Genomic DNA, 19,699 nt, shown 5'->3' on the forward strand with positions numbered 1-19,699 from the left:
TTATTGATGATGAAACCTATCGCCTGCTCCTCACTCGCCGCACTGCTCGGCTGCCTGGTCAGCCTCACTGCCCAGGCCGCCGAACCCGCCAAGCCCGGCAGCGTGTTCAAGGACTGCAAGAACTGCCCGGAAATGGTGGTGCTGCCCGCCGGCAGCTTCGTCATGGGCTCCCCCGAAGGCGAGGTCGGCAGGGAACCCGACGAAGGCCCGCAGCACAAGGTGACCTTCAGCAAGCCCTTCGCCATCAGCCGTTTCCACGTGACCGCCGGCGAGCTGGATGCCTACATCCGCGAGACCGGCACGGTGATCAAGGACGGCGACGACCGGCCCGGCCGCCTGTGCCAGGCCAGCAAGCCGCGTTATCAACAAGGCCCGCGCCAGCCCGCGGTCTGCGTCGACTATGCCGAGGTCCAGGCCTATGCCCAGTGGTTGTCGAAGAAGACCGGCCAGCACTACCGGATGATCAGCGAGGCCGAGCGCGAGTACGCCGCGCGCGCCGGCAGCACCGGCTCCTTCCCCTTCCCGTTCGATGAAGAAGGCCAGTACCAGATCAGCAAGCACGCCAACACCTACGGCCCCAAGGACGGCTACAGCTACAGCTCCCCGGTGGGCAGCTATCCGCCCAACGCCTTCGGCATGTATGACATGCACGGCAATGTCTATGAGTGGGTCGCCGACTGCTGGCACCCCGACTATGTCGGCGCGCCCACCGATGGCAGCGCCTGGATGGAAGACTCGGGCGGCGTGTGTCTCGACGCGCAGATTCGCGGCAACGACTGGGGCGAGGCCCCGGTGTTCTCCCGCTCGGGCAACCGCAACAGCCGCAAGCGCGAGGTTCGCGGCGACTTCCTGGGCTTTCGCGTAGCCCGTGAGCTGGAACAGCCTGGCACCGGCCACAAATAAGAGGCCGATCGACGGCGGTCAAGCGCGATGCCGCGCTTGACCGCCGCGAGCCTCAGGCGCCGGCGCGGGACTCGCCAACCGGCTGCTCGCGCAGCGTCTCGGCCAGCAGCGCCAGGCCCTCATGCAAGGCCGGGAACAGGCTGTTGTTGAAGTTGTTCCAGCGCAGTTCGAGGATGGTGTCCTCGGGCGCGATCTCGGTGTTGAGCACGTCGTGGAACACCTCGCCGGAATCGATGCCGTTGTCCACGTAGTGGAACGAGGCACCGGTCATGTACAGCGGCTCGACCGGCTCGGTTTCCCGGGTGGTCCAGTCCACCACCTTCTGCCCACGGGCGCCGTACAGCGCATTCCAGGTGGCATAGGCACCGCGGCGCTCGTAGGGCGACTCGAGGCGGGTGATGCCCGGATGGATGTTCATGATCCGCCGCGCGAAAGGCGCGCCCGGACGCACCAACTCGTCGAGGATCACCAGCAGGCCGTCGAGCACCACGATGTCGGCTTTCAGTTCCACCAAGGTGTCGTGCAGGCGACGCTCGAAATCCTGCTTGCCGGCGATGTGCTCGGCCGAGCCGCGCGGATGGCGGCGATAGGTGGACGGCACGCTGAGCAGCAGCTCATTGACCAGGCGCCCCTGCACGCGCAGGTCCGCCGGGTACAGCCATTGCCGGCCGGGCTGATAGGCGAAGCCGTAGTCGCTCACCAGTTGCCGGTCCCGTGGCGACTGCTCGTCGTCGTCATACACCACCCCGACCAGGTTATAAGCGTCGCCCAGGGGCGTCTGGTTCAGCGTCTCCACCAGGAACTCCAGCACCGACTTCATGTAGCGCTCGTGATCCTTGTAGGCCACCGGCTGCCCGGCCTTGTCGGCCGCCGCGTTCCTCAGGGACCAGACATACACCAGATTCTTTTTCGTCATTTGCTCGCTCTCGCTGAATGGGCCAGGCACGACGTCGTTACGCGTGCACCTGCAAAACAAGAACGAATCAGGCGCCAGGCAATTTATCCACGCCCGCGGCCGCGCTAAATACTCCCGCCAACGGTTCGTCTGTCATGAGTACGGGTCTTTGTGCCTCGACCCTTCATTCACTGCCGGGAACCCCTTATGACCGACCCCAAGCGCGGAGCCTTTCACGGACTGCTCGCCCTGCTCAGACCCTTTCGTACCACTGTGGTGATTTCCGTGGCCCTGGGCATGGTAGGCGGCCTGGCCATCACCCTGCTGCTGGCCACCATCAATAACGCCCTGCACTCGGCGACCGGCATGACCCAGGGCGTGGTGCTGACCTTCGCCGCCCTGTGCCTGCTGGCCCTGACCAGCTCGATCGTCTCGGATATCGGCACCAACTACGTGGGCCAGCGGATCATCGCCGCTCTGCGCAAGGACCTGGGGGAAAAAGTGCTCTCGGCGCCCATCACCCAGATCGAGCGCTACCGCTCCCACCGCCTGATCCCGGTGCTGACCCACGACGTCGACACCATCAGCGACTTCTCCTTCGCCTTCACCCCGCTGGCCATCGCCGCCACCGTCACCCTGGGTTGCCTGGGCTACCTGGCGTACCTGTCGGTGCCGATGTTCCTGATGATGGTGGTCGCCATCATCATCGGCATCAGCGTGCAGTACGTGGCCGGCGGCAAGGGGATCCGCGGCTTCGACCTGGCCCGCGACCAGGAAGACGAACTGCAGCGCTACTACAACGCCATTGCCTCGGGCGCCAAGGAACTGCGCATGCACCGCCCGCGCCGCTACCGGATGAACACCCACCGGATCCGGGAAACCGCGGACCGCATCGCCTCGATCCAGGTGCGTTCGGTGAACATCTACATCCTGGCCAAGACCTTCGGCTCGATGCTGTTCTTCGTGGTCATCGGCCTGGCCCTGGCCATGCAGGCCTACAACCCGAACCCGGACCCGACCGTGATCACCGGCTTCGTGCTGGTGCTGCTGTACATGAAAGGCCCGCTGGAAAACCTGGTGTCCTACCTGCCGGTGGTGGGCAAGGCGAAGATCGCCTTCGGCCGCATCAGCGAGCTGTCCCAGCGCTTCTCTTCCCCCGAACCCCACCTGCTGCTGGACGCTACCGAAGCGCCGAAACCCGTGGTGCACAGCCTCGAACTGCGTGGCGTGAGCTACAGCCCGCCCGCGGTGGAAGGCAGCGAGCCGTTCCACCTGGGGCCGATCAACCTGGACATCAAGCAGGGCGACATCGTGTTCATCGTCGGCGAGAACGGCTGTGGCAAGACCACCCTGATCAAGCTGCTGCTGGGACTCTACCCACCCCAGGCCGGGGAAATACGCCTGAACGGCGAGGCCGTGACCGACCCGACCCGGGACGACTACCGCCAGCTGTTCACCACCGTGTTCGCCGACTACTACCTGTTCGACGACCTGGTCCAGGGCGGCGGCCAGCAGTCACTGGACAGCGCCAGCCAATACCTGGACCGCCTGGAAATCGCGCACAAGGTCAGCGTCAAGGATGGCGCCTTCACCACCACCGACCTCTCCACCGGCCAGCGCAAGCGCCTGGCCCTGGTCAATGCCTGGCTCGAAGGGCGCCCGGTGCTGGTGTTCGACGAATGGGCGGCGGACCAGGACCCGGCCTTCCGGCGGATTTTCTACACCGAGCTGCTGCCGGACCTCAAGCGCCTGGGCAAGACCATCATCGTCATCAGTCACGACGATCGTTACTTCGATATCGCCGACCAGCTGGTGCGCATGAAGGCCGGCAAAGTGATGACTGATCTGCAACCGGCGTGATTGTTTCCGGTTTATGGCCACTGGTGCGTCATACAGACAGAACTGAGAATTACTAGCATTAACAATCATTACATCTGCCGGACTTCTAAGAGCACATGAGCATGCCCGCACAACATCGACTGACTCCTCTGGCCAAAGCCCTCCTTTGCCAGGCGTTCTCGCCGAGAATGGCTTCGCGCACCCTGGGCCTGGCCCTGACCCTGCCCTTGATGGCGCAGGTCCAGGCCCAGGAAGTCCATTTCAACATCGCTTCGCAATCCATGGCGTCGGCCCTGCAGGAGTTCGGGCGCCAGGCCAACCTGCAAGTGCTGTACAGCCCTGACGATGTGCAAGGCAAGCGCAGCAACGCGCTCACCGGCAGCTATTCGGCGGAGCGGGCCATCGCGGTGCTGCTCAATGGCACGGGGGTCGCCTATTCCCTCAAGGGCAACTCGGTGACCATTCTCAACCGTGCTTCCACAGGCTCGCTGGAACTGGGGGCCAGCACCATCACCGCCCAGGGCCTGGGCATGACCACCGAGGACACCGGCTCCTACACCACCGGGGCCATGCAGACCGCCAGCAAGCTGGCCCTGACGGCCCGGGAAACGCCGCAATCGGTCACGGTCATCACCCGCCAGCGCATGGATGACCAGAACATGAAAACCCTGGAGGACGTGCTCAAGAGCACCCCGGGGATTTCCGTGACCAAGGACGGTCCGCAGCGGCCGACCTTCTACTCCCGCGGCTTTACCATCGAAAACCTGATGACCGATGGCCTGCCCAATGACCTGACCCACTACCTCAGCCGGGATATGAACTCCACCCCCGACATGGCGATCTTCGACCGGGTGGAAGTGGTGCGTGGCGCCACCGGCATGATGCAGGGGGCCGGCAGCCCTTCGGCGGCGGTCAACATGGTGCGCAAGCGCCCGACCGCCACCCCGCGGGTCACCGTCACCGGCAGCGCCGGCAGCTGGGACAACTACCGCACCGAATTCGACGCCTCCAATGCCTTGAACGACAGTGGCACCCTGCGTGGCCGGATAGTCACCGCCTACCAGACCAAGGACAGCTTCCAGGATTTCACCAGCTCCGAGCGCTCGGTGTTCTATGGCATCACCGAGGCCGACCTGAACGAAGACACCACCTTCACCTTCGGCATCTCCAACCAGAACGCCAATAACAATACTGCCTGGGGCGGCCTGCCCGTGGCCAAGGACGGCAGCGACCTGCACCTCAAGCGCTCCACTTACCTGGGCAGCGACTGGGAGTACTGGGACCAGGACAACACCACCGCGTTCACCCGCCTGGAGTACCGCTTCGCCAACAACTGGAAAATGCTCCTGGCCGCCAGCAGGAGCTGGTCCGACCTGAGCATGCTCGGCTCCATCCCGGAGCGCATGGGCTCCGACTACAATGAGTTCGGCCAGAACATCGGCCGGTACGACTACAAGGACAAGCAAAGCAGCTACGACGGTTATGTCACCGGGCCGTTCTCGCTGTTCGGCCGTACCCATGAACTGGTGGTGGGCGCCAGCAAGCGCGAACTGACGTTCAACGGCAAGGGCTTGCCCATCGACCTGGAGACCCATACCGACCTGAACAACCCCAGCGGCATTCCCAAGCCGGACATGAGCGCCAACCCCTGGACGCAGCACCGCACCAGCGAGCTGGAAGGCACCTATGTCACCACGCGCCTGAACCTCACCGATGACCTCAAGCTGATCCTCGGCGGCCGCCTGGACTGGTACAAATACGACGTCACCACCGCCTGGAACGGCAGGCCGTATGCCTCCAGCCTGCCCAACAAGGTAACGCGGCACCTGACCCGCTACGCCGGGGCGATCTATGACCTGGACGAACATCACTCGGTCTATGTCAGCTACACCGACATCTTCAAGCCGCAGACCGAACTCGACACCTCCAACAACGCCCTCAAGCCCATCGAAGGCAAGAACTACGAACTGGGTATCAAGGGCGAGTACTTCGACGGCAGCCTGAATGCCAGCGCGGCGATCTTCCGCATCGACCAGGAAAACCGCGCCAAGGAAGTGAGCCCCAACCAGTGCACCCCGGCAGGCACCACCTGCTATGAAGCCGCGGGCGAAGTCCGCAGCCAAGGTATCGAGCTGGAAATCAACGGATCCCTGGCCCCGGGCTGGGAACTGGGGGCCGGCTACACCTACGCCTCCGTCAAATACACCAAGGACTCCAACCCGGACAACAAGGGTCGCCTGTACGACACCGATATCCCGCGCCATGTGTTCAAGGCCTTCACCACCTACCAGCTGCCCGGCGATCTCAATCGCTGGACCATCGGGGGCGGCGTGTATCGGCAGAACACCATCTACAACCAGGGCACCAACTTCTATGACACGACGAGCAAATTCCGCATCGAACAAGAGGCCTACACCCTGGTCGACCTGATGACCAGCTACAAAGCCTCGGAGCATGTCGATATCCGCCTGAACATCAATAACGTTTTCGACAAGAAGTACTATCAGAGCATCGGCACCAACACGGTCTATGGCATCAACCAGTATGGCGATCCGCGCAATGCCATGGTGACGGTACGCTGGTCGCTTTGAGCCCCGCTTGAACCCCGCTGCCCGCCCTGCCCGGCCCACCGGCTGACCCAGGGCTCCCCCCAGGATGACCGCGCTCATCCTGGGCTTCCCTCCCCGCCTCGCTCCCCTTCCCGCTCGACCGAGCCACACCTCATCCGCTGTTGCAGCGGCCGCCGAATGCCTGTGCGCCTATCGCCGAGCCCACCCCGGGTGCCGGAAGTCATCTGCACCCGCGGGGCGGCCGCAAACTCAGCAGAACGCAATGAAAAAGGCCCGGATCATCGCTGATCCGGGCCTTTGGCGTGGCACTTAACGCTGAGCCAGAAAGCGCTCCCTGAGGCTGTCGAGCAAGGCAGGCGACCCGATCATGTCTTCATGGCAAGACTCGACCCTGAACGAACTGCCTGGACGCTGACCTCCCGCCAGGGCACTGATGGCCTCCTCCAGCCGCATGACCCGGGCCTCGCTGTAGTCCGCGGACCACCACAGATGCGGGCTGACCCGCAGCGGTCGGTAGCTATAGGCGGCAAACAGACGACGCAGGTCGTTGAACACCGTGTTCACCAGCGCACTGTCGAACTCGGCCTTGAACAGCGTCACCGCCCGGTCCAGCTCCGCGCGCGGCAGGTCGGTATGGGCGACCATCCAGGCAAAGATGCTGTCCCAGGACAGTTGCGCCTCGTCTCTCAAGCGGCTGCCAATCAGCCCGGCCTGTGCCGGATAGAGCAGGCTCAGCTGGTCGATCACGGCCCGCCATTCGGACTCGGCGGCCAATGTTGCGGCAGGTACCTGCAGCTCGACCTGCTGATGCGCGGCATCCTCGGGCGGGGTTGGGTCGAACAGTCCGAGGAAGCTGACCTCTTCGCCCATGGCCTCCAGTTCGCTGGCGGCGTCCATGGCGATGGAACCGCCCAGGGACCAACCCAGCAAACGATAAGGGCCGTGCGGCTGGACCTTCCTGATATTGCCGACATAACGCTGCACCATGGCCTGCCATGAGGTTTCGCTCCAGTCCTCCTGCAGATAGGCCTCGTTCAGCACCCCGTAGACCGCATAACGGTCCTTGAGCCGCGCCGCCAGCGAGAGGTAGCAATAGACGGTCCCGCCCGCCGGGTGGAAGCAGAAAACCGGCTGCCCGGTTCCGCCCAGCGCGATGATGTTGTCAGCCTTGGACGCCTGGCGCGTGGTCGCGAACCGGGCCATTTGCTGCACATCGGGCGAGGTGAAGACGGTGTTGAGGCTCAACTCCAGCCCCAAGGCCTGCCTGATCTCACTGACCAGTCGCAAGGCATCCAGCGAATGGCCGCCCAGTTCGAAGAAGTTGTCGGTCAGGCCGACCCGGTCCAGTTTCAGTACATCGGCCCAGATCGCCGCGAGTTGTTGCTCCAGCTCGGTTTGCGGCGCGACATAGGCCTGTTGCACCTGGCTGGCATCGGCTTTGGGCAGGGCCTTGCGGTCCAGCTTGCCGTTCGGCGTCAGTGGCAAGGCCTCAAGGAACAACAGATAAGCCGGCACCATGTAGTCCGGCAGGTTGTCCTTGAGCCGCGCCTTGATGGCCTCACGCAGGTTGGCCTGGCGCGCCACATCGAGCGCTACCTCGGCATCGGCCGGCACGATGTACGCCACCAGTTGCTGGCCACCTTCGCCGTCCTGCGCCAGGACAAAGGCTTCGCGTACCGCCTCCTGTTGCACCAGTCGCGCTTCGATCTCGCCCAGCTCGATGCGGAAACCGCGCACCTTGACCTGATGGTCGATACGCCCGATGTACTCGATCACCCCGTCGTCGCGATAACGCGTCAGATCGCCCGTGCGATACAGGCGACCGCCGTCCGTGGCGAACGGATTGGGCACGTACTTCTCGGCGGTCAGCGCCGGGCGGGCCAGGTAACCCCGGGTGACCCCGGCACCGGCCAGGTAGAGTTCTGCCGCGCTACCCGCCGGCACCGCTTGCAGGTCCGCGCCGAGGATGTAGCCCTGGGTGTTGCTGATCGCCCGGCCGATATTGGCCCGACCGCCTTTTTCCCGACGGGTATAGGTCGAGTAAGTGGTGTCTTCCGACGGCCCATACAGGTCATAGACGTGCTGCAACCCCGGGTTCTCATAAAGCTTGTCGACCAGGCTCTGCTTCAGCGGTTCACCGGCCAGGTTGATGATGCGTACGCCATCCGGGATCTGCCCGCCACGCTGCAGAGCGGCAATCGCCGACGGCACGCTATTGATCAGGCGCACCTGGTCGCGCGCCGGCAGCTCAGGCAATTCCAGGGCATTACGGGCCAGGACGATATAACCGCCAGCGGACAGGGTAACGAACAGCTCCCACACCGACAGGTCGAAACAGATCGAGGTCGAAGCCAAGACCCCTTGCAGATCCGCCGGGCTGTAGACCTGCAGCGACCAGTCGATCAGTGCCAGCACGTTGCGGTGAGCGATGGCCACGCCCTTGGGCAGGCCGGTCGAACCCGAGGTGTAGATCACATAAGCCAGGTTATCCGGGGTCGCCACCGCCTGTGGATTCTCCGCGGAGTACCCATCGAGCCAGCCAGCGTCGGCATCCAGTTGCAGGGTTCGCACGGACTCAAGGGTCGGCAGGACTTCCAACAATGCGCTCTCGGTCAACAGAATCTGCGCCTGGCTGTCGTGCAGCATATGAGCCAGGCGATCCTGCGGATAATCCGGGTCCAATGGCACATAGGCCGCGCCGGCTTTCAGCACCGCCAGCAAGGCCACGACCATTTGCGTCGAGCGTTGCAAGGCCACGCCAACGCGCACCTCAGGCCCGACGCCCAGTTCGATCAGCTTGTGCGCCAGGCGGTTGGCCCGGGCATTCAATGCCTGATAGCTGACGCGTTGCTCACCGAAGATCAGTGCCTGGGCATCCGGGGTTTTAACCGCTTGAGCCTGGATCAGCTCATGCACACAGCACTCGCTCGGGAAATCGCTGGCCGGCGGATTCCATTCATGGAGGATCCGCGACTGCTCGGCGGCCCCCAGCAACGGCAACTCGCCCAGGGACTGCTGCGCGTCGAGCATGATGCCCAGCAGCAGGTTTTCCAGGTACTCGCCCAACCGGGTCATGGCCGCCGGGGAGAACGACGCCAGGGCGTATTTGAACTCCAGGGACAGGCTTTCACCCACGCCCACCAGCAAGGTCAGCGGGTAGTTGGTCTGCTCAAAGTTGCCCACGCTACCGAAGCGCAATTGTCCTGGCGCGCCCTGCTCCAGGGCTTGCGAGACGGGGTAGTTCTCGAACACCAGGATATTGTCGAACAGGGCTTCGCCACCCAGGCCGGCCCAGCGCTGCACTTCATACAGCGGCGTATGTTCATAGTCACGCAAGGCCAGGTTGTGGCGTTGCACCGCTTGCAGCCAGTCGCGCGCCGTCATGTCCGGACGTGGCGTGGCCACCACGGGCAAGGTGTTGATAAACAGACCGATCTGCTGCTCCACGCCTTTGAGTTCCGCGGGACGCCCGGACACCGTGGCGCCAAACGCCACCGTGTCCTGCCCGGTGCAGCGTTGCAGCAACAGCAGCCAGGCGGCTTGCACCAGGGTGTTGACCGTGACCTTCTGCTGGCGGGCGAACTCGCCCAGGCGTCGGGTCTGCTGCGCATCCAGGCTGTGCAGATGGGTGGCATGGCCGCTGGCGCTCAACCCCTGCGCAGCCGCCACCATGGACTGGGCCAGGCGGGTCGGCTCGTCCAGGGCCACCAGTTGCTCTTTCCAGAAACGCTCGCCGGCCTGGGCATCCTGACGCTGCAGCCAAGCGATGTAATCGCGGTAGCGACCGGGCACATGGCCCGGCAACTGACCGGCATAACGTTGCAACACCTCGCCGAGCAGCTGCGAGTTGCTCCAGCCATCCATCAGGATGTGGTGGTTGGTGTAGATCAGGTGATAACGCTGGTCGTCGATCCGTACCAGGGTCAGGCGCAGCAACGGCGCAGCGCTGAGCTCGAAACCGCGCTGACGCTCGGCATCGGCCAGAGTATCCAGGGCCTCTTGCTGTTGAGGTTGGCCCCGCCAGTCATGCTCGACACAGTCCAGCACGATCTGCTTGTGCACGACTTGAACCGGCGTCGATAGCTCGCCTTGCCAGATAAAGCCGCTGCGCAAAATGTCGTGGCGATCGATGGCATCCTGCCAGGCCTGCTGGAAGCGCCGCGGGTCGAGCCCGTCCACGTCGACCCGCAGCTGGTTGATGTAGTCGCCCGCGGCCTGCTCGTACAGGGTGTGGAACAGCATGCCCTGCTGCATCGGCGACAGCGGGTAGAGGTCCTCGATCTGCGCCACCGGCACGGGCAAGCGATCCAGTTGCTGCTGGCTCAGGCCCGCCAGCGGGAAGTCCGACGGCGTCACGCCACGGTGGTCGGGCTGGCTGCAATGCTCGATCAGCGCCCTGAGCTCCTCGGCGTACTCATCCGCCAGGCGCTGGATGGTCGCTGGCTCGAACATCGCCTGGCTGAAGCTCCAGCCCAGGCTCAGCTCGCCGCCATAGACCTGGCCGTTGAGGGTCAGCCAGTTGCCCAGGGGTGCCTGCGGGCTCTGGTCCTCACCCTTGGCTTCACGGGCCGGCGTGAACAGCGCCTGCTCTTCAGCGAAACTGGCATCGAACTGGCCCAGGTAGTTGAAGGTGATGCGCGGTACCGCCAGGGCCGCGAGGGTTGCCTGGGCATTGGCATCCCCCAGGTAACGCAGGGCGCCGAAGCCGATGCCCTTGTTCGGCACGGCGCGCAGTTGCTCCTTGATCTGCTTGATCGAGTCGGCCAGGGCCGCCTGCGGTGTCAGCTTGACCGGGAACACGCTGGTGAACCAACCCACGGTGCGGCTCAGGTCGATGTTGTCGAACAGCTCTTCGCGGCCATGGCCTTCCAGTTGCACCAGGGCGTTGGCCTCGCCGGTCCAGCGGGTGATGACCCGCGCCAATGCCGTCAGCAACAGGTCGTTGATCTGGGTGCGGTAGGCCGCCGGGGCATCCTGCAGCAGGCGCTGGGTATCGCGCTTGTTCAGCCGGGTATCGACACTGCGCGCGTGCTGGTTCTGCAGCCCGTCGCTGGCGTGATCCCAGGGCAGGCTCGAGTCGACGCCTTGCAACTGTGCCTGCCAGTAACCCAGCTCCTGTTGCAGGGCCGCGCTGCTGGCATAAGCCTGCAACTGCCCGGCCCAGGCTTGGGTCGAACTGGACTTGGCCGGCAGCGGCCGGTTGCCCAGCAACGCCTGCAGGTCTTCCAGGAGGATCCGCCAGGACACCCCATCCACCACCAGGTGGTGGAAGATCAGCAACAAGCGCTGACTCTGGTCCGCCAGGGTAAAGAGCACGCCACGCAGCAGCGGGCCGTCCTGCAGGTTCAGGCTGCGCTGGGCCCGCTCACTGTATTGCTGCAACTCCTGATCGTTGGCCACGCTGGCCTGCCACAGCAGTTGCGCCTGCTCGTCGAACTCGGAAAACCCTGCGCTCCAGCCCCCCTCGCCCTCGACAAAACGCAGGCGCAGGGCGTCGTGCTGCACCGTCAGCGCCTGCAAGGCCGTTTCCAGGACAGCCGCTTGTACAGGCTGGGCCGGCTTGAGCAACACCGACTGGTTCCAGTGCTGACGCTCCGGCACCGGGGTATCGAAGAACCATTGCTGGATCGGCAGCAGCGCCATCTCGCCACGCACCGGCCCCTGGTCGACCTGCAACCCGCCCTCGCCCTGCTCCGCCACCGTGGCCAGTCCCTGCACCGTCTGGTGCTGGAACAGGTCTTTCGGGGTGAAACGGATACCGGCCTGACGCGCGCGGCTGACCACCTGGATCGAGATGATCGAGTCGCCGCCCAGCTCGAAGAAGTTGTCGGTGACGCCGACCTGCTCCAGCTTCAGCACATCGGCCCAGATCGCGGCGATCTGCTGCTCCAACGGGTTCTGCGGCGCGACATAGGTCTGCTGCATCAACTGCACATCGACCTTGGGCAACGACTTGCGGTCCAGCTTGCCGTTGGGTGTCAGGGGCAGCGCCTCCAGGAACAGCAGATAGGTCGGCACCATATAGTCCGGCAGGTTTTCCCGTAGGCGGGCCTTGATGCTTTCCCGCAGCTGCGCCTGGCGTTCGGCGCTGTGCGCCACCTCGGCATCCACCGGCACGATATAGCCCACCAGCTGCTGGCCGCTCGGGCCGGGCTGGGCAATCACCGCCACTTCCAGCACCGGGTCCTGCTCCAGCAGCCGTGCCTCGATTTCACCCAGTTCGATACGGAAGCCGCGCACCTTGACCTGATGGTCGACACGGCCGACGTACTCCACCAGACCGTCGGTGCGGTAGCGGGTCAGGTCGCCGCTGCGGTACAGCCGCGCCCCCGTGGTGCTGTAAGGGTCGGGAATAAAACGCTCGGCCGTCAGCCCCGGCCGATCCAGATAACCCCGGGCCACGCCGAGGCCACCCAGGTACAGCTCGCCCGCCACGCCCACCGGTAGCAGGTTGAGGTTGGCATCGGCCACGTAGGCGCTGCGGTTGCCAACGATATTGCCGATAGGCGCGTAGGCCGCGTCGCAGGGATCACCGGCCTTGGCCTTCCAGATCAGCGGAGTGACCACCGTCTCGGTCGGGCCGTAGCCGTTGAAGATGTACTTGGGCCGCAACACGCGCCAAGCCAGGTCGTAGCTGGCCTGGGGCACCGCATCGCCGCCGAAGCAATAGACCCGCACCGCCGGCGGATTGCCGTCGCGCTCGGCGTGCACCGCCAGTTGTTGCAGGTACACCGGCGGGAACACGCCCACGGTGACGCCATAACGGTGCATCTGTTCGTAGGTGAATTCCGGCGACCACAGGCTGTCGTCACGGATCAGCACGCTGGCGCCGTAGATCAACGGGTGCATCCAGCCTTCGTGGGAGCCGTCGAAAGCGAAGGACATGAAATGCAATTCGCAATCCGCCGGGCTCATTTCATAACGCTCGCCAGTGGCCAGGCTGTGCATCGCCAGCGGGCCATGGGACACCGCCACGCCTTTGGGCAAACCAGTGGAGCCGGAGGTGTAGATCACATAGGCGAGGTTTTCCTCGGCCAGGGTCACCTGCGGGCTGGTCACCGGGTAAGCCGCGAAGTCGGCCGCGCCTTCGACGCTGAGGGTTGGCAAGCCATCGGGAATCGGCAGACGATCCAGCAGGTGGCTCTGGGTCAACAGCAACCACGCGCCGCTGTCCTGCATCATGTAACGCAGGCGATCCTGTGGGTACTCGATATCCAGCGGCACATAGACTCCACCGGCCTTGAGCACGGCGAGGAAGGCCACCATGATTTCCGCGCAACGCGGCATGGCGATGGCCACCCGGACTTCCGGGCCCACTCCCAGCTCGATCAACTTGTGCGCCAGCTGGTTGGCCTGGATGTCCAGCTCGCGATAGCTCAGGCGCTGCTCGGCGAAGAACACCGCCGGCGCCTCCGGCGCCCTGGCCGCCTGATCGGCGAACAGCTGGTGGACAAAGCGGTTGGTGGGATAGACCACCTGGGTGTGATCCCAGTCCTGGCGGATGCCGCGCTGCTCTTCCAGTGTCAACAAGGGCAACTCGCCCAGGCCGGTCTGCGGATGCGCCATCAGGCTCAGCAACAGGCTCTGCAAGTGGCCGCCCAACTGCAGCATCGAAGCCTCGGAGAACGACTCGCGGGCGTAGATGAATTCGAACGACAGGCTCTGGCCCAAATTGACCGCGACCGTCAGCGGGTAGTTGGTCTGCTCGTGGTTGCCCACCGCGCCGAACCGCAGCTGTGCCGGCGCGCCTTTTTCCAGGGCCTCGGACACCGGATAGTTCTCGAACACCAGGATGTTGTCGAACAGCGCATCGCCACCCAGCCCGGCCCAACGCTGCACTTCGTACAGCGGCGTGTATTCATAGTCGCGCAGCGCCAGGTTGCGGCTCTGCACCGCCTGCAGCCATTGGCTGACGGTCATGTCCGGACGTGGCGTGGCCACCACCGGCAAGGTGTTGATAAACAGGCCCACTTGCTGCTCGATGCCCTTGAGCTCCGCCGGACGCCCCGCCACCGTGGCGCCGAACACCACGCTTTCCTGGCCGGTGCAGCGCTGCAGCAACAGCAGCCAGGCCGCTTGCACCAGGGTATTGATCGTGACTTTCTGCTGGCGGGCGAACTCGCCCAGACCCGCGGTCTGCGCCAGGTCCAGCTCACGATGATGCTTGCCATGACCGACGCCGACTGGAATCTCCGCGACCCGGGACAGGGCCTGGGTCAGGCGGGTCGGTTCGTCCAGCGCCTGCAATTGCTCTTTCCAGAAGTTCTCGCAGGCCTGGGCATCCTGGCGTTGCAGCCAACCGATGTAATCCCGGTAACGGCCGGGCGCATGGTTCGGCAACTGACCGGCATAACGCTGCAGCACTTCGCCGAGCAACTGCGAGTTGCTCCAGCCGTCCATCAGGATGTGATGGTTGGTGTAGATCAGGTGATGCCGCTGGTCGTCGAGACGCACCAGGGTCAGGCGCAGCAACGGCGCCGCATCCAGCTCGAAGCCACGCTGGCGCTCGGCGGCGGCCAGGCTGTCCAGCGCCTCTTGCAGCTGCGGCTGGCCACGCCAGTCATGCTCGCTGCACTCCAGGGCGATGTGCTTGTGCACCACCTGCAGCGGAGTCGCCACCTCGCCCTGCCAGATAAAGCCGGTGCGCAGGATGTCGTGCCGATCGATGGCCGCCTGCCAGGCCTGCTGGAAACGCAGCGGATCGAGCCCGTCCACGTCCACTCGCAGCTGGTTGATATAGTCGCCACCCTGCTGCTCGTACAAGGTATGGAACAGCATGCCCTGCTGCATCGGCGACAGCGGGTAGAGGTCTTCGACCTCGGCCAGCGCCACCGGCAGGCGGTCCAGCTGCTGCTGGTCCAGGCCGGCCAGCGGGAAGTCCGAAGGCGTCGCGCCGCCCTGGCCCGGCTCGCAGCAATGCGCCACCAGGGCCTTGAGTTCCGCGGCATAGTCATCCGCCAGGCGCTGGATGGTGGCGGCGTCGAACATCTGTGCGCTGAAGGTCCAGCTCAGGCTCAGCTCGCCGCCATAGACCTGGCCGTCCAGGCTCAGCCAGTTGCTCAGCGGGGCCAGCGGGCTCTGGTCGTCGCCCTTGGCTTCGCCGGTCGGCTTGAACAGGGAATCCTGCTCGTCGAAGCTGCCGTCGAACTGGCCCAGGTAGTTGAAGGTGATGCGCGGCACCGCCAGCGCTGCGAGGGTTTGCTGTGCCTGGGCATCCCCCAGGTAACGCAGGGCGCCAAAGCCGATGCCCTTGTTCGGCACCGCGCGCAGCTGTTCCTTGATCTGCTTGATCGAGTCGGCCAGGGCCGCCCGGGGCGTCAGCTTGACCGGGAACATGCTGGTGAACCAACCCACTGTGCGGGTCAGGTCGAGGTTATCGAACAGCTCTTCGCGACCATGGCCTTCCAGTTGCACCAAGGCGCTGGCCTCGCCGGTCCAGCGGGTGATGACCCGGGCCAGCGCGGTGAGCAGCAGATCGTTGATCTGCGTGCGGTAGGCCGCCGGGGCGTCCTGCAACAAGCGCTGGGTATGGGCCTTGTCCAGGCGCGAACTCAGGCTGCTGGCGTGCTGGTTCTGCAACGAGGTCACCGGACGATCCAGCGGCAGGTTCGACTCGACGCCTTGCAACTGGGCCTGCCAGTAACCCAACTCCTGTTGCAGCGCCGCGCCTTGGGCATAGGCCTGCATGTGCTCGGCCCAGGCCTGGGTCGAGCTGGTCTTGGCCGGCAATGCCAGGGGCTGGCCGGCGCTCAGTTGCGCGTGGGCCAGTTGCAGGTCCTCCAGCAGGATCCGCCAGGACACGCCATCCACCACCAGGTGGTGGATCACCAGCAACAGGCGTTGGCTGCCGTCCGCCAGGCTGAACAGCACGGCCCGCAACAGCGGCCCCTGCTCCAGGCTCAAGCTGCGCTGGGCCTCGATCGCCCGTTGCTCCATGGCATGCGCGCTGTCCACCCTGACCTGCCAGAGCAGGCTTGGCCGCTGGCCGGCATCGGCAAACCGCGCCGACCAACCATCGGCCTGCTGGCTGAACCGCAAGCGCAGGGCATCATGCTGCACCCACAGCGCCTGCAAGGCGTTCTCCACCACCTCGGCGCGCAACGGCTGGGCCGGCTTGAGCAGTACCGACTGGTTCCAGTGATGACGCTCGCTCATGGGCGAGTCGAAGAACCACTGCTGCACCGGCAACAGCGCGGCCGCGCCACGCACCGGGCCCTGGTCGATCTGCACCCCGCCCTCGCCCTGCTCGGCCACCGCCGCCAGGCCTTGCACCGTCTGGTACTGGAACAGGTCCCTGGGGGTAAAGCGGATGCCGGCCTGGCGGGCGCGGCTGACCACCTGGATCGAGATGATCGAGTCGCCGCCCAGCTCGAAGAAGTTGTCGGTGACGCCCACCTGTTCCAGCTTCAGCACATCGGCCCAGATCGCCGCGATCTGTTGCTCCAGTTCACTTTGCGGCGCCACATAGACTTGCTGCATCTGCTGCGCGTCGACCTTGGGCAGGGCCTTGCGGTCGAGCTTGCCGTTCGGCGTCAGCGGCAGCGCTTCGAGGAACAGCAGGTAGGTCGGCACCATGTAGTCCGGCAGATGTTCTTTCAGGGCCGTCTTGATGCTTTCGCGCAAGGCCGCTTGCGCGTCACCGGCAACGGCCGCCTCGGCATCGCTCGGCACGATATAGGCCACCAGCTGCTGGCCGTTGTCGCCGTCATGGGCCAGGACAAAGGCCTCGCGCACCGCGGCCTGCTGCACCAGCCGCGCTTCGATTTCACCCAGCTCGATACGAAAACCGCGGATCTTCACCTGATGGTCGATACGGCCGATGTACTCGATCACCCCGTCGGCGCGGTAGCGGGTCAGGTCGCCGGTGCGGTACACCCGGCCACCGTCGCTGGAGAACGGATTGGGCACGAACTTCTCGGCGGTCAGCCCCGGACGCGCCAGGTAACCACGGGTCACCCCGGCACCGGCCAGATAGAGTTCGCCGGCGCTGCCCACCGGCACCGCCTGCAAATCCGGGCTCAAGATATAGCTCTGGGTATTGCTGATGGCACGGCCGATATTGGCCTGGCCACCGGCCTCGCGACGGGTATAGGTGGAGTAGGTGGTGTCTTCCGACGGGCCATACAGGTCGTAGACATGCATCAGCCCCGGCTGCTGGTACAGGGTGTCCACCAGCGCCTGCTTCAGCGGCTCGCCCGCCAGGTTGATGATCCGCACGCCGGGCGGAATCTGCCCGCTGCGTTGCAAGGCGGCAATCGCCGACGGCACGGTGTTGATCAGGCGCACCCGATCGCGGTCCACCAGTTCCGGCAGTTCCAGGGCATTACGCGCCAGGACGACAAAACCGCCGCTGGACAGGGTGACGAACAGCTCCCACACCGACAGGTCGAAGCAGATCGAAGTCGAGGCCAACACCCCTTGCAGGTCATCGGCCGAGTACACCCGGCTCGACCAGTCGATCAGCGCCAGCACGTTGCGATGGGCAATCGCCACGCCCTTGGGCAGGCCGGTGGAGCCCGAGGTGTAGATCACATAGGCCAGGTTGTCCGCGGTCGCTCGCGGCGCCGGGTTGTCCGGCGAATAGCCGTCCAGCCAGCCCGGCTGGGCATCCAGTTGCAGGGTTTGCAGGGACTCCACGGAAGGCAGCAGCGACAGCAATGCGCTTTCAGTGAGGAGGATCTGCGCCTGACTGTCGCATAGCATATGGGCCAGGCGATCCTGTGGATAATCCGGGTCCAGCGGCACGTAGGCGCCACCGGCCTTGAGCACCGCCAGCAGGGCCACGACCATTTCCGGAGTGCGCTGCAAGGCCACGCCGACCCGCACTTCCGGCCCGACGCCCAGCTCGATCAGCTTGTGCGCCAGGCGGTTGGCCCGGGCATTGAGTGTCTGGTAGTCCAGGCTTTGTCCGGCGAACAGCAGGGCTGCGGCTTCGGGGGTTTTCCGCGCCTGGGCCTCAACCAACTGATGCACGCAGTGCTCGCTCGGCAACTGGACCGAGGCCGGGGCCCATTCATGCAGCAGCTTGTTCTGCTCGGGAACGGCCAACAGCGGCAGGTCCCCCAGGCGTTGCCGGGGTTGCTGGACAATGCCCTGGAGCAACTGCACCCAGGACTGGGCCAGACGCTCGATGGTCGAGGGCTCGAACAAGTCGGTGGCATAGGTCAACGAAGCCCAGAGACCGTCCTCGGACTCGAAGGTGTCCAGGGTCAGGTCGAACTGCGCGGCGCGCCCCTGCCAGCTCAGGGTTTCGATGCTGAGGTCGTCCAGGCGCTGGCTGCGCGCGCCCTTCTTGACCGCGGTCTGATGGTTGAACAGCACCTGGAACAGCGGGCTGTGGCTCAGGCTGCGCTCGGGGCGCAGGGCTTCCACCAACTGCTCGAAAGGCAGGTCCTGATGGGACTGCGCCATCAAGGCGGTCTGCTTGACCTGTTGCAGGAAGTCAATGAAACCCAGTTGCCCGTCGACCTCGGCCTTGAACACCTGGGTGTTGACGAAGAAGCCGATCAGGCGCTCGGTCTCGACCCGGTTGCGGTTGGCGGTGGGCACGCCGACGCGGATATCGGCCTGGCCGCTGTAGCGGTGCAGCAGTACCTGGAACGAGGCCAGCAACAGCATGAACAGGGTCGCCCCTTCGCGCTGCGCCAGTTGCTTGAGGCCGACCCGCAGTTCGTCCCCCAGCGGAATGTCGAACAGCGCGCCGCGATAGCTCTGGATCGCCGGGCGCGAATGGTCCAGGGGCAGCATCAGCAGCGGCTGTTCCCCGCCCAGTTGCTGCAACCAGTAGCCCAGTTGCCGCTCACGCTCGCCGGCGTCCATCCACTGCCGTTGCCAGTTGGCATAGTCGGCGTATTGGATCGGCAGGTCCGGCAGGTTGACCCTGCGCCCCTGGCGGTAGCCGGCATAGAGCTGGATCAGCTCATCGACCATCACCCCCATCGACCAGCCATCGGAGACGATATGGTGCTGGGTCAGCACCAGCACATGTTCGTCCGCCGCCACTCGCAACAGGCTGGCCCGCAGCAGCGGACCGTTACGCAGGTCGAAGGGAGGCTGGCGCTTGCTGTCGGTCAGGGCATTGACCTGCTCCTCATAGGACAGGCCGCCGGTGTGCAGATCGATGACCTCGATGTGCAGCGGCGCCGGTGGATGAACCACCTGCACCGCGATGCCATCTTCTTCGCAAAAGGTAGTACGCAGGGTTTCATGCCGGGCAATCAGGCTATCGAACCCATGGCGCAGCGCGTCGAGGTCCAGTTCTCCGGTCAAGCGCAACGCCGTGGTGATGTGGTAGGCGCTGCTGTCGGGCTCCAGTTGCCAGAGGAACCACTGGCTTTCCTGGGTATAGGAGAGAACCGGCGCCTCATCGGCGCCGCGGCTGCAGATAGGAGCGATACCAAAAAGGTTGATGCCCTTTTCTTTAAGCAAAATCGCCAGGGCTTTTCTTTCTTTGGCAGAAAGCGTGCCTACCGAGTCGATTAAAGCTTGCATG

At 64.8% G+C, this 19,699-nt stretch carries 5 protein-coding genes; 3 read left to right on the forward strand and 2 right to left on the reverse strand.

Annotation, left to right across the window (positions count from 1 at the left end):
- Positions 1-9: 9 nt before the first annotated feature.
- Positions 10-903 (forward strand): dihydropyoverdine dehydrogenase, encoded by an 894-nt coding sequence (gene pvdO / locus AC3RCP_RS21880; protein WP_492570873.1) that lies wholly within the window; start codon positions 10-12, stop codon positions 901-903.
- 52 nt (positions 904-955) lie between these two features.
- Here pvdO and AC3RCP_RS21885 read toward each other — a convergent pair whose 3' ends face one another.
- Positions 956-1,819, reverse strand: a complete 864-nt coding sequence (locus tag AC3RCP_RS21885; RefSeq protein ID WP_114762320.1) for a formyltransferase family protein — start codon at positions 1,817-1,819, stop codon at positions 956-958.
- A gap of 186 nt (positions 1,820-2,005) precedes the next feature.
- On the opposite strand from AC3RCP_RS21885, the gene AC3RCP_RS21890 reads away from it, so the two are divergent.
- The gene (locus AC3RCP_RS21890) at positions 2,006-3,658 is read left to right on the forward strand and encodes a cyclic peptide export ABC transporter (protein WP_492570872.1); all 1,653 of its coding nucleotides are present in this window, start codon (positions 2,006-2,008) and stop codon (positions 3,656-3,658) included.
- A 95-nt stretch (positions 3,659-3,753) separates the two neighbouring features.
- Entirely contained in the window at positions 3,754-6,228 is a 2,475-nt protein-coding gene (locus tag AC3RCP_RS21895) for a TonB-dependent siderophore receptor (protein WP_492570871.1), read from the forward strand.
- 288 nt (positions 6,229-6,516) lie between these two features.
- Here the strand turns inward: AC3RCP_RS21895 and AC3RCP_RS21900 are convergent, their stop codons facing one another.
- Positions 6,517-19,698: a non-ribosomal peptide synthetase gene (locus tag AC3RCP_RS21900; protein WP_493149218.1), complete on the reverse strand. Its 13,182-nt coding sequence runs from the start codon at positions 19,696-19,698 to the stop codon at positions 6,517-6,519.
- Between the last annotated feature and the right edge of the window lies 1 nt (position 19,699).

It is taken from the genome of Pseudomonas sp. GW822-FHT05A08 (assembly GCF_058800485.1).

Coding starts and splice junctions, on each gene's coding strand:
- pvdO (WP_492570873.1), top strand. CDS start 10: ATGAAACCTATCGCCTGCTCCTCACTCGCCGCACTGCTCGGCTGCCTG.
- AC3RCP_RS21885 (WP_114762320.1), bottom strand. CDS start 1,819: ATGACGAAAAAGAATCTGGTGTATGTCTGGTCCCTGAGGAACGCGGCG.
- AC3RCP_RS21890 (WP_492570872.1), top strand. CDS start 2,006: ATGACCGACCCCAAGCGCGGAGCCTTTCACGGACTGCTCGCCCTGCTC.
- AC3RCP_RS21895 (WP_492570871.1), top strand. CDS start 3,754: ATGAGCATGCCCGCACAACATCGACTGACTCCTCTGGCCAAAGCCCTC.
- AC3RCP_RS21900 (WP_493149218.1), bottom strand. CDS start 19,698: ATGCAAGCTTTAATCGACTCGGTAGGCACGCTTTCTGCCAAAGAAAGA.